Genomic DNA, 12523 nt, shown 5'->3' on the forward strand with positions numbered 1-12523 from the left:
CCTTTCAGGGCAGTGATGATGGCCTAGCCCTGAAAGGGCGAGATATCTTAGGATGGGGCAACGCCCTATCGTGAGGTGGAACCACGCCCGGTAATCGCGTCGCAGCCCCATCACCCAATTCGAAAATCAAATGATTATCAATACATTATCAAAACAACCATGCGCGATTATTACACCATAAAAATCAACCTCCCCGGAGGTATCGTATCGCCGGGATATCTTCAAGATATTCTAACCGTCGCATGGTCATCCGGCATTCGCAATGTCAGATTTGGAGCGCGTCAGCAATTGTTATTGACCGTCCATTACGAAGTGGTGCGTTTTATTGAAAAGAACCTGCAAAAATTAAATATCAGCTACGAACTCAATACTGAGAAACACCCAAATATCATCAGCTCCTATTGTGGTGAAGAGGTTTTCAGAACCGGACAATGGCTGGGTAACAATGAATATCATTCAGTTCTGGATAGTTTTGATTACCAGCCTGAATTAAAAATCAATATTTCCGACTCAAACCAGAGCTTCACACCCTTTTTCACCGGAAATCTAAACTTTATTTCATCGCCAGAGCCACAATACTGGTATCTATACATCAGATTAAAACAAAGCAACAATCTATTCCGCTGGCCGGAATTAATATATACCAATGAAATCGGCAGGATTTCAAAAATTCTGGAAAACTGCATGCTCCATCAAGAATGCCTGACTCTTGAAAGTCTGTATGAAACAGTAAGAAATGAAACAACATACATATCCATTCCAGCGACACAAGAACTGGAATTACCATCGTTTTCACTGCCATACTACGAAGGATTTAACCGGTATGAGTCAAGAACCTGGCTGGGATTATACCGTCGCGATGAACTATTTCCGGTTGAGTTCCTGATTGATCTTTGTTTGTTATGCCTGAAAACACGTGTCGGAGAAATATGCGTAACACCTTGGAGATCGTTGATTATCAAAGGTATTGAGGATTCTCACCGTGCTTCCTGGAGCAATATTCTTGGTAAACATAATATCAATGTCCGCCATGCGGCTAATGAATTAGCATGGCAAACAGAAGATCACACCGCAGATGGAACCAAGCTTAAAGATTATCTGATCCGTTACATTGAAAAAAATGACACGAGAACTTTTGGTCTTTGTTTTGGAATTCAGACACGAAAAAAATCTGAGGTTTTTGGCTCTGTTCTGGTACGAAAAAGATCAGTGATCAGCTTTGCACAGCTCTCTTTACTAAGTGTTTACGATATTTATCACACTGAAAATTTCAATCCCAACAGTAGAAAACATATCTTGTTCCAAAAAGGATTGTTCAAAATCCACCTGCCATGGCAACTCGAACGATTGTGCCGTCAATTCAATAATCGCCGGACCTTCGAAAATGCTGAAATAATTCATATTGAAGATGAAATAAAAGATGAATTATCGGCGACGGTTTTGGTTCATCAATGTCCGAATTGTTTGACGATTTATCATCCCGCTTATGGCGACGAGCTTAACAAGATTTTGCCATATACCTCCTTTAAATCTTTACCCGAGGAATATTCCTGCCCGACATGTTGCACCGAAAAAAATGAATTCGTTGAATCAGAGCTACCAGCCACTAATTTAATCTGAAATTAAAATGAAAACTGAAATCATCACTCCGCTTTTCTTTGAATTTGAAAGTGATTTTGTTGAATCGCTGCGTTGTATCCCCATGATTGTCCGATACAAACTCGATACCTGCGGCATTAAATTAAAACTTCCGGAATGGGTAAAGATAAGTGTTGAAGAAAAAACTCAGCTCGCATTTTTGCCTTGTTATCTCGATGCAGAAATTGACCAGTATCACGATTTTGTAACTAAGCTGGTTTGGAAATATACAGATCACGAAGCAAGCTTATTAGCTTCCGTGGATGATAGCTGGAACATTCTAAACGAAGTTTCGGAAGAAGTACAGACGAAAGCGATGGATTGGAAGTGTCCACTATTGACACAAAGGCAGTGGATTGAACTTGATACCCTGCAAAGATTTGCCCTGGTAAAATTAAGCAGATCCGGGCATGAAGGGAAAAATTTTCCGAGGGCGATGCGGGAGTTTGGGATAATGTGTTAAGTCGTATCACTCCTTAACTTCAGACTTTTCCATCAATACTGAAGTAATCCGGTTCAACTCATCAACCTTGTAAGCAAAATCACCTTTCAACATATCCCTGACTGCTTTCAATTGCTCCATGGCCGTTTCAAGATTATCCGGTAGTGCCTCAGTTAACACTTCTTTAAGCCTTTTTGCCAGCGTTGGGGACATACCATTGGTTGAAATCGCAACTTTCAAATTACCTTTTCTTACCACGGAAGAAAGATAAAAATCACAAAGTGAAGGAGTATCGGCGACGTTGCAAAGCATATGTCTAGCCCGGGCGACGGATTTAATTCTTTTATTTTCTTCCTTGTCATTCGTCGCCACAATGACCAGATCTTTTTCCGCTAAATCACCATCTTCGAACTTTCTTTCAATCAAAGAAATCCTTTCGTTATTAACAGCGATCTCACGAATCTCCTGCCTTATTTCAGGAGAAACCAAAGTAACCGTCGCTTCAGGCGAGTTATCCAAAACCGCAGTAATTTTTTCCAAACCAACATATCCACCGCCAACGATAAGTGTATGAAGATTTTCAAGTTTCAGGAATATGGGGAATAAGTTATTCAAAATCTGGATTATTATTTGTTGATATCTATTCCAGCTTGTTTAATAATAGCTAGAAATGTTCCTTTTTTAGATCCTTTCCTCCATGAAAAGGCACTATGACCGTCTTGTTGGAATCCTCGTTGTAAAAAACCTGATGCGATCCCTTCGACCTTTTAAAAATAAAACCGTTAGACTCTAAAAGTTTTATCAAATATTTCGGTGATAAGTTCAAGCAACAAGACTAAGAGAGTATTCTAAAGTATTACTATCATCGGGAACTGGCTCCCCTCGCTCTGTTAACTCTTCAACATATAAGGAAATAGCCTCCTTCGCCATTTCCAATGCTTCGTCGATACTTTCACCATAGGTAATGCATCCTGGAAGAGCCGGAACGAAAACCGTATATCCTCCCTCAGGTTCTGGCACCAGCCTCAACTTGTATGTATAGCTCATGTCTAAAAATATTTTGATAAATTAACATCCAAGGCTCAATAGAAGACAGAAGAATCTTTTGATATAAAGAATAATTTTTGTTAAATGAAAACTCTGTGCTCCTCTTCCTAACCCCTGTGAAACTCTGTGTTACCCACAACACAAATTTACAAGATTAATGTCATATTTCGGATTAACTATTTGACTTTATAACTATTCCAACATGTTGAATTTTTACAATCTCTATCTTATCCGTACCTTTGCGGCATGATCGCGATTACGAACCTCAGTTATTTTCTTGGCGACCGTGCACTTTACGATGGCGCGTCGCTTCATATTAAGCCAAAAATGAAAATTGGCCTTATCGGTTTGAACGGAACGGGGAAATCTACCCTGCTTCGGATGATCGATGGGGAATACCAGCCGGATGAAGGGCGTATCTCCAAATCAGGAGACTGCACGATTGGTTTCCTGAACCAGGATTTGCTTTCATACCAAAGTGATGAGTCAATTTTGGCTGTTGCCATGCAGGCATTTGAGCGCCAAAACCAGCTTCAGGTGCAGATTGATAAAATTCTGCATGAAATGGAGCATAATTACCGCGACGAACTCGTGGATAAACTTGCAAAAGTTCAGGACGAGTTTGATGCGTTGGACGGTTATACAATTCAATCCAAAGCAGAAGCAATCCTTGAAGGACTTGGTTTTGTAACGGATGATCTGCACAGACCATTAAGATTATTCTCAGGGGGATGGAGAATGCGGGTAATGCTGGCAAAATTGCTTTTGCAAAAACCGTCTCTTTTGATGCTCGATGAACCTACCAACCACTTGGACTTACCGTCTATTCAGTGGGTTGAAAAATATGTTCAGAGTTATGAAGGTGCTGTGATCGTGGTTTCTCACGACCGGGCATTTCTTGACAATACGGTTGATACGATTGTTGAGGTTTCGGGAGGGAAATTGAATTTGTATTCCGGAAATTATTCATACTATCTGGAAGAAAAAGCATTACGTAATGATATTCAACGCGGAGCTTTTGAAAACCAGCAGGCAAAAATAAAGCAGACAGAACGTTTCATTGAACGTTTTAAAGCCAAAGCAACAAAGTCGAAGCAGGTACAGAGCCGTGTTAAGGCACTTGACAGAATGGATGTTGTGGATGCGGTTGTTGACGAAAATGCAAAAGTTCATTTCCGTTTCCAGTTCACTACCCAACCAGGCCGTCACGTTTTCCAGCTGGAAGATGCTTCAAAAGCGTATGGCGACAAAGTGATTCTGGACCATACCAGTATTACCATGGAACGTGGTGACAAGATTGCTTTGATCGGAGCGAACGGACGTGGTAAGTCTACGGCTTTGCGAGTTGTTGCAGGTACAGAGCCGATTGATGGAAAAAGAAGATTAGGGCATAACGTTATGTTTACGTTCTACGCACAGCATCAGCTGGAATCCCTGAACATTAACCACAATCTTTTAGAAGAACTTAAATACGCGAATTCAACCAAAACAGAAACGGAATTACGTACGGTTTTAGGCTGTTTCCTTTTTTCGGGAGACGATGTATTTAAAAAGATCAAGGTACTTTCCGGAGGTGAAAAATCCCGTGTTGCCTTAGCAAAAGTTTTGCTTTCACAAGCGAATTTCCTGCTGCTCGATGAGCCTACCAATCACTTAGACATGCAGTCGGTGAACATTTTGATCCAGGCTTTGCAGCAATATGAAGGAAGTTACATCGTAGTTTCTCACGATAGATATTTCGTTGAATCGATTGCCAATAAAATCTGGTATATCGAAGATCACCAGATCAAGGAATATCCAGGTACCTATGTGGAATATGAAAGATGGATTGAAGAGCGTGGATTACAATCTGCTGCAAGTGAAAAAGCAGTAGTAAGTAGTGCTCCACCACAAGTGAAGAGCAATCAGGCGGCTAATGGAAATACCCAGAAACCGAATAACAATAAATCAACTTCTCCGGAAGATGTGCAAAAGCTAAAAAAGGCGAAGAAACAGGTTGAAGAGCTGGAAGCCACGATTAGCAATCTAGAAACTAAAAAGTCTGAAACTGAAACAAAATTGGCTCAGCCTTCGATTTATAACGATTCTGCTAAGCTGGCAGAATTGAACAAGTTTTACGCTGACGTCAAGAAAAAGCTTGATGAAGCAACCGAATCCTGGGAAAATGCCATGATGGAAGTTGAAGAATTAGGATAATTAATTTCGCTTTAATAAAATTAAAAGGTCATTTTCAGCTTCGCTCGAAAATGACCTTTTAATTTTAAGCTGACTTTAATAAATCTTCTGTCTGCGCATAAATATCTTCCATCGAAAGTGTGAGACCAACGCTAGCCAACTCCAACTGGTGCTTCAATTGATATGCTTCCGATGCCAAAACCCAAAGTCCTTCTTCATTTTTACGGAAAACCTCTGCTGCAAAAGACCGGGAATTGATCAGAACGTATTCCTGCAAAGAAGTTATGCTCCGATAAAAATGAAATTTCTGCCCGCGATCATAAGCTTCGGTACTTTCAGAAAGCACTTCAATAATAACCGTGGGATTTAGTATCGTGTCTTTTTTATCATCCAGGTATTGATTTTTATCACAAACGATAAGCAAATCCGGATAAGTGTATAGCCCTGTTTCAGGAATATGAATGCGTTGGTCGCTTGAATAAGTGCGACATTCTTTTCCTTTAAAGGCAATGTAACATTCACCCGTTAAGTTTTCTACAATCCGGTTATGATTATGACCAGCTCCGGCCATAGCAAAAATTTCGCCCTTATAATATTCACTTTTATAATCGGCGTCACGTTCTATATCCAAATATTCCTCTTCTGAATAATATTTTTGAGGTTGTGCTGTCATATTGTTTCGGTTCTACAACAAAAATAGTTAATTATGTTAAAAAACATCGTTGTCCTTAATACGTTGTTTCTGTTTAGAAGTTACATTTTTGTCTCAATCCTATTTATGCGCTATATACTTTTTGCACTTTTCAGTTTTTCATTTTTACTAACTCAGGCTCAGAATTCTGATGTTCGTCTGGAAGATTATATCTACACAGATGACATTAAAACAGTATTACTCTATCCGGGGACTGAGGATAAAGAAAACCCAACCCGGTTGATATCACCTCCTATTATCCCAATCCAAAATAGCTTTCCGTTGGTCCTGGAATTTGACGATATGACCACCAACATGATCGGGCTTCGTGCTAAAATAATTCATTGCAATGCCGATTGGTCCAAATCAAACCTCAACGACATAGAATTTACTTACGAGTATAACGATTACCCACTCACGAATTATGAGCAATCATTCAGTACCAAGGTTGCCTATACACACTACCGTTTCGAAGTACCCAAATTAAAACTATCCGGCAATTATGTCTTAGTCATTTCAACGGACAGAGGGCGAAAAACGTTGCTGACCAGAAGGTTTATGATTTACGAAGCAAAGGTTGCTATCACAGCCGAAGCGCGATTTTCACAGGGAATTACGCAACAATTTACGGATCAGCAAATTGATTTCAGTATAGATTATAAGGGTTACAATCTAATTGCACCCCAGCAGGATCTTAAAGTAGTTCTCCGTAAAAACTTCCGTTTCGACCAGGCCAAATCAGGTTTTAAACCAACCAATGTACGGCCATTTGATTCGATATTAGAATACACATTTTTCGATCTGGAAAATACTTTTCCGGGTGGAAATGAATTTCGATATTTTGACAGCCGAACTTTATCAGGACGAGGTTATGGCGTTTATGCCTTGGAGCGTTCCGGTGAAAATACCAGCTTAACGATCACACCAGACAGATCGCGGGCTGATAACGGTTACATTCAAATCGAGGATTTAAATGGCCAGTATATTGTTGATCAAAAAGAGTCAGGGCGTGGAAGTGTCGAGGCGGATTATACACCTGTACTTTTTACATTAAAGATCGCCGAAAATACCGATGCCACTATATATGTCAACGGTGCTTTCAATTTATGGCAGCTCAATGACAGGAATCGGATGGAATACAATCAGGATACCCAGGCATACCAGGCAGATATTTTGATCAAACAAGGTGTGGTTAACTATGAGTATACAGTGGTTAGAGGGAATCCCCCAAAGGTCGACGATGGCTACGTTGAAGGGAATTATGGAACAACCGAAAATGACTATGATATCCTCATTTATCACCGCCCGCCAACAAGCCGGTCAGATCTTTTGGTAGGCTATAAAACTATAGAATGGAATAGAAGAAGATAACTGGCGCGATTTTTGTAGAAATAGTTTTATATTGAATCAGAAATCCAGCCAGATAACTAAACTAAGACTGAACGTATGAAAGAATTTACGTCAGATTGGGCATTAACCCCTAATCTATTTCTAACAAAAAATGAGGTTGAGATAATTGACTGCCTGGTTGACCATCGGGAAATGCCTGCCAAATTTGAGGAAAACCATGTGATATCATTCTATAATGACCAGGATTTCCACTTAGTTCTCTATTTTTCTGAGAAGGAAGATAAAGGTTTTCAAATGTATGTAGTGAGAGATTTTTCAGTTAACGTAGAAGATTTGATCATTCTTTATCAGCTTTTTGGAAAACTGATAAATGACGGATTAAGTATCCACATTCTTAGCAAAGCACAAAATCAGATTGATAATATCATTTATATGTCCAATACATTTCGCGCTATGATTCACAAAGATGAATCAAATATTTTCGAATAAAATTAGCCTTGTTTACAAAAATATCGGCCAGTATTTTATGGAAATGCTGGCCGATATTTTTATTTCACAGCATCAATTAAACATTGAATCGGAAGTGCATAATATCACCGTCCGCAACAACATATTCCTTTCCTTCCACTGCCATTTTGCCAACTTCCTTCACCCCGGCTTCTGATTTATACAATTCAAAATCAGCCAGTTTAATAACCTCGGCACGAATAAATCCTTTTTCAAAATCACTGTGAATTACTCCGGCCGCCTGCGGTGCTTTCCAGCCCTTCACGATCGTCCAGGCGCGAACTTCTTTCACACCAGCGGTAAAATAGGTAATCAGATTTAGAAGCGCGTAAGATGCTTTGATCAATTTACTCAGTCCTGATTCTTTCAGGCCATATTCTCCAAGGAACATTTCATGTTCCTCTTCGTCCTCGATTTCCGAGATTTGAGATTCAATAGCAGCACAGAGAATGATCACATCCGCACCTTCATGCGCAACGGCTTCTCTCAATTTTTCGGAATACTCATTTCCCGAAAGCATGGAATCTTCATCCACATTTGCTACATAAAGCACAGGCTTGTCTGTAAGCAATTTTAAATCACCAACCGCAGCTTCTTTCAAATCTGCATCAGAAACCACAAGACTGCGCGCATTTTTACCGGCTTCCAGCGTTTCTTTATATTTTTTCAAAAGTTCAAGCTCTGCTTTTGCCTTTGCGTCACCCGCTCTTGCACCTTTTTCAGTTTTCTGAATTTTTTTCTCGATAGATTCAAGATCTTTCAACTGCAATTCGATATCGATAATTTCTTTATCAAAAACAGGATCCACCTTTCCTTCAACGTGCACAACGTTTTCATCCTGAAAACAACGAACTACGTGAACGATCGCATCTACCTCACGAATATTGGCAAGAAATTTATTTCCCAAACCAGCTCCCTGACTTGCGCCTTTTACCAATCCTGCAATATCAACAAATTCCATGATCGTTGGTATCACTTTCTGAGGTTTAACCAAACCGATCAATACATCAATTCGTTCATCCGGCACCGTTACAACGCCGACATTTGGTTCGATGGTACAAAAAGGATAGTTGGCTGCTTCGGCTTTTCCGGTAGAAATAGCATTAAATAAAGTGGATTTCCCAACGTTCGGTAATCCAACAATTCCACATTGAAGGCTCATAAAAACTAAGACAAATGAAATGAGAAGGCCTTTAAGCCTTTATGCTCATCATATTAAAATGGTAAATGGCCGTACCTAAATAGCAAGCCCTGATAATTTCATGCAAAATTACCAATTACCGGACAGAAAAACTAAAAGCCTTCGTCAATGATTTGCGAAGGCTCTTCTAAAAAGTAAAGTTTTTTATTCCCACTTCAGATCTGACTCGCCGATTGCGTCAACTTCGTCCGCTTTGGCTTCATACTGAGAAAAATCAACTTCCGGCATCAATTCCGTTTTCACATGATCTACCGCGTCTTTCAAAGCCTCTACAAACTTATCAAAGTCCTCTTTGTACAAAAACATTTTATGTTTCTCATACGTAAAGCCTTCTCCTTGTGGATGACGGCGACTTTCGGTAATGGTTAGGTAATAGTCGTTGGATCGCGTAGAGCGAACATCGAAGAAGTAAGTCCGTTTTCCTGCCCTGACCCTTTTGGAGTAGATTTGCTCTCTGTCTTCCACTATGTTTAGTTTTTAATAGGTTTGCAAACGCTAAAATAGAAAGTTTATTGCTGCGAACAAAAAAACGGGCACATATTAGCAATAACCTTGCCATGAAAAATAAAAACTTTTGGGATTTCTGTTGCACTTTATCAACACAACACAAGCTTTTCTACGGTTATTCCGTTACATTTGAATAATATGCAGGCATGCGGCTTAATGCTGCCTCGCTATTATGGTAAAAGATAAGGCTTTTAAACCCTTGTTTATGTTCCACCTAAACGCTCAGATATGACTTATCATCGGATTCTGATTCTATTATTTTTGTCCCTGGCGGCACTCCCTGATGCAGAAGCACAGATAAGCCTTGGCAAAACAGAAGTTGGTCGCGCTTCATTCTATTCATCACGCTTTCACGGGCGAAAAACCTCATCAGGAGAGATTCACAATAGTACCGAACTTTCCGCTGCGCACCGCACACTGCCAATTAACACCATGTTGGAAATCACAAATCCGGCAACAAATAAAAAAGTTATAGTACGAGTAAACGATCGCGGCCCTTATTCCAAAAACAGGATGGTTGATATCAGTAAAGAAGCTGCCCGCTTAATTGGAATTCTTTCCAGTGGTGTTGCCAGTGTTTCCATGCGTATCGTTGGTATGGAAGGAATGGTTATGCTTGATTCCAATGAAGAAGTTGATCACAAGGCAGGTAAGATTATCTCCATGCGTACAAAAGATTAATACGGTATTTATTGTATGAACAACAGGCAACTGGATTTAGCAAAAATAAGAGAATTTGGTAATCTGGAATTTCTGGCCAAACAGCTGGTTGAAGGTTTCATTACCGGACTTCACAAATCTCCCTTCCACGGATTTTCTGTGGAATTTGCTGAACACCAGTTGTATAATACCGGTGAATCAACCAGAAATATTGACTGGAAAGTATTTGCAAAATCTGACCGGTTATATGTGAAACGTTACGAAGAAGAAACAAATCTTCGCTGCCATATCCTGCTGGATACTTCCTCTTCCATGTATTATCCGGAAGAGAACTACGGCAAAATGACTTTCAGCCTGATGGCCGCCGCTAGTTTGACCTACCTGCTACAAAGACAAAAAGACGCCGTAAGCCTGTGTACATTTTCAGATGCCATTGAAATACAAACAGCAGTGAAGTCAACTCCTTCGCATGTGCATAAGATCATGCAGGAATTGAATGCGCTTTTACAAAAAACAAGACCATTACAAAAAACTTCTGTCGCTACTGTCCTTCATCAATTAGCAGAAAAAATTCATAAGCGGTCTCTCGTCGTCATTTTCAGCGATATGTTTGACAACATTGAAGAAGCTGATTTGATATTTTCGGCCTTACAGCATTTGAGGCACAATCTACACGAGGTACTTCTTTTTCATGTGACTGATAAAAAAACCGAAGAATCATTTGAATTCGAAAATCGCCCGTATGAATTTATCGATCTGGAATCTGGGGAAAAAATAAAAGTACAACCTGATCAGGTCAGAGAATCATACCAAAAATTTGTCGGTGATTTCTATCAAAAATTAAAGCTGAAATGCGGGCAGTATAAAATTGATTTTATAGAAGCCGATATCGCCAAAGGATTTGATCCCGTTTTGATGGCCTATTTGGTAAAGCACTCGAAAATGAGATAATTTTTGCAGAAATTTGTTGTGCAAATTTTATAGCCAATTTGTACAACTTTTTATGAATAAACTTTCCTCTCTAAGTCTGCTTTTTGTTTTTTTTATTGTTATGAGCGGATGTCATTCTGCGAAAAAGTCGCTAAAACGGGGTGATTATGACGATTCCGTATTTCGGGCTGCTGATAAATTAAAAAGTAATCCCGCACACAGCGCTTCTATGGAAATACTTAAACAGGCTTTTCCAAGCGCAGTAGCTCAGCATTTGGATGACATTTCGAAAAATGCTTCGGCACCGGAATTACCTAAATGGGAGTTATTATTGTCCTCCTATCAAAAGCTGAATAAATTATATGATGCAATAAATTCGTGTGCTACCTGCACCAGTTTAGTGAGCGCAAAAAATTATGCTGAGGAAGAAAGAAATTCCCGCCAAAAAGCTGTTGATGCACATTATTCTGAAGGGGTAAAGTCTTTAGCTCAGAATGATCGGGCTGCTGCCAGAATTGCTTATGAGCATTTTGAAAGAGTAGAAGTACTGAATCCAAATTACAGCGATATTGAACAACAGCTCGAAACTTCATATAACATAGCCTCTTTCAAAGTGGTTGTGGAACAGGTTGCGGTAACTTCCAGAATTTACCAGTTAAGCAATGCATATTTTCAGGATCGCATCAATGACTTTTTAAAAAATAACCATAAACTAAACAAATTTGTCCGGTTTTATACACCTGACGAAGCCACAAATAACAAACTAAAACCGGATCATGTTATTACCCTTCAATTCGACGATTTTGTTGTGGGACAAACGTTGATTGAAAAAAATACGGAAACGGTGGTCAGTAAAGACAGTGTAAAAATTGGCGAAAAAGTCGTGAACAGGAAAAAGATTGAGTTTTACGATACAGTGACAGCAAAACTTACAAAAAACCGGAAAACAGTTCATTCCAGTGGACTACTTGATATGCGCGTGGTAGATTTTAATACTAAACAGCAAATTGATCAGGAAAAATTTGGAGGAGAGTATAACTGGGTTTGCGAGTGGGCAAATTTTAATGGAGATGAACGCGCACTCTCTTCTGCACAATTAAGGATGTGTAAAAGCCAGGAGTTATTACCTCCTGACCCCCAGCAACTTTTTGTTGAATTCAGTAAACCGATTTTTGATCGGTTGACGGATAGGCTGCAGAGTTATTACGCGAAATATTAGATTTAGCAAGAAGTCAGATACCGGTATTACATTTCCGCAGGAAAGTCCGGTTTTAAAATAATTCGAATCCAATAATTCCTGGCTCACTGGCAGCGCTCTTTTTATAAATTATGATCTGACCTTACAATCGCTAACTCCATCACAGGCTCCTGAAAA

The 12523-nt window shown here is 39.6% G+C and carries 14 protein-coding genes; 8 read left to right on the top strand and 6 right to left on the bottom strand.

Annotated features, from left to right (window positions below):
* The first annotated feature begins 159 nt into the window (after window positions 1-159).
* Entirely contained in the window at window positions 160-1620 is a 1461-nt protein-coding gene (locus AC1XUO_RS02310; RefSeq protein ID WP_483328657.1) for a rubredoxin, read from the top strand.
* 7 nt (window positions 1621-1627) lie between these two features.
* Entirely contained in the window at window positions 1628-2101 is a 474-nt protein-coding gene (locus tag AC1XUO_RS02315) for a nitrate reductase associated protein (RefSeq protein WP_483328141.1), read from the top strand.
* A 6-nt stretch (window positions 2102-2107) separates the two neighbouring features.
* On the opposite strand, the gene AC1XUO_RS02320 is transcribed toward AC1XUO_RS02315, so the two are convergent.
* The 3 genes from AC1XUO_RS02320 to AC1XUO_RS02330 are packed head-to-tail and all read right to left on the bottom strand — an operon-like array spanning window position 2108 to window position 3100.
* Window positions 2108-2695 (bottom strand): precorrin-2 dehydrogenase/sirohydrochlorin ferrochelatase family protein, encoded by a 588-nt coding sequence (locus AC1XUO_RS02320; protein WP_483328142.1) that lies wholly within the window; start codon window positions 2693-2695, stop codon window positions 2108-2110.
* Between the two features lie 49 nt (window positions 2696-2744).
* Entirely contained in the window at window positions 2745-2906 is a 162-nt protein-coding gene (locus tag AC1XUO_RS02325) for a type II toxin-antitoxin system HicA family toxin (RefSeq protein WP_483328143.1), read from the bottom strand.
* The gene (locus tag AC1XUO_RS02330) at window positions 2903-3100 is read right to left on the bottom strand and encodes a type II toxin-antitoxin system HicB family antitoxin (RefSeq protein ID WP_483328144.1); all 198 of its coding nucleotides are present in this window, start codon (window positions 3098-3100) and stop codon (window positions 2903-2905) included. Before AC1XUO_RS02330 ends, AC1XUO_RS02325 begins: the two co-directional genes overlap by 4 nt.
* A gap of 273 nt (window positions 3101-3373) precedes the next feature.
* Between AC1XUO_RS02330 and AC1XUO_RS02335 the strand changes: the two genes are divergently transcribed.
* Window positions 3374-5323, top strand: a complete 1950-nt coding sequence (locus tag AC1XUO_RS02335; protein WP_483328145.1) for an ABC-F family ATP-binding cassette domain-containing protein — start codon at window positions 3374-3376, stop codon at window positions 5321-5323.
* A 64-nt stretch (window positions 5324-5387) separates the two neighbouring features.
* On the opposite strand, the gene AC1XUO_RS02340 is transcribed toward AC1XUO_RS02335, so the two are convergent.
* Window positions 5388-5975 (bottom strand): Uma2 family endonuclease, encoded by a 588-nt coding sequence (locus tag AC1XUO_RS02340; RefSeq protein WP_483328146.1) that lies wholly within the window; start codon window positions 5973-5975, stop codon window positions 5388-5390.
* 105 nt (window positions 5976-6080) lie between these two features.
* On the opposite strand from AC1XUO_RS02340, the gene AC1XUO_RS02345 reads away from it, so the two are divergent.
* Window positions 6081-7364 (top strand): type IX secretion system plug protein, encoded by a 1284-nt coding sequence (locus tag AC1XUO_RS02345; protein WP_483328147.1) that lies wholly within the window; start codon window positions 6081-6083, stop codon window positions 7362-7364.
* Between the two features lie 75 nt (window positions 7365-7439).
* On the top strand, window positions 7440-7832 hold the full coding sequence (locus AC1XUO_RS02350; RefSeq protein WP_483328148.1) for a hypothetical protein: 393 nt from the start codon (window positions 7440-7442) through the stop codon (window positions 7830-7832).
* 76 nt (window positions 7833-7908) lie between these two features.
* Here AC1XUO_RS02350 and ychF read toward each other — a convergent pair whose 3' ends face one another.
* Window positions 7909-9012, bottom strand: a complete 1104-nt coding sequence (gene ychF, locus AC1XUO_RS02355; protein WP_483328149.1) for a redox-regulated ATPase YchF — start codon at window positions 9010-9012, stop codon at window positions 7909-7911.
* 183 nt (window positions 9013-9195) lie between these two features.
* Window positions 9196-9516, bottom strand: coding sequence for a DUF3276 family protein (locus AC1XUO_RS02360; protein WP_090335433.1), 321 nt, complete (start codon window positions 9514-9516; stop codon window positions 9196-9198).
* A 270-nt stretch (window positions 9517-9786) separates the two neighbouring features.
* Between AC1XUO_RS02360 and AC1XUO_RS02365 the strand changes: the two genes are divergently transcribed.
* The 3 genes from AC1XUO_RS02365 to AC1XUO_RS02375 are packed head-to-tail and all read left to right on the top strand — an operon-like array spanning window position 9787 to window position 12367.
* Window positions 9787-10239, top strand: a complete 453-nt coding sequence (locus AC1XUO_RS02365) for a septal ring lytic transglycosylase RlpA family protein (protein WP_483328150.1) — start codon at window positions 9787-9789, stop codon at window positions 10237-10239.
* A 15-nt stretch (window positions 10240-10254) separates the two neighbouring features.
* The gene (locus tag AC1XUO_RS02370; protein ID WP_483328151.1) at window positions 10255-11169 is read left to right on the top strand and encodes a DUF58 domain-containing protein; all 915 of its coding nucleotides are present in this window, start codon (window positions 10255-10257) and stop codon (window positions 11167-11169) included.
* A gap of 52 nt (window positions 11170-11221) precedes the next feature.
* A complete protein-coding gene (locus AC1XUO_RS02375) occupies window positions 11222-12367 on the top strand; it encodes a hypothetical protein (protein ID WP_483328152.1) in 1146 nt (381 codons plus the stop codon).
* Window positions 12368-12523: the final 156 nt, after the last annotated feature.

Source organism: Dyadobacter sp. HNCC25DJ186 (assembly GCF_056895235.1).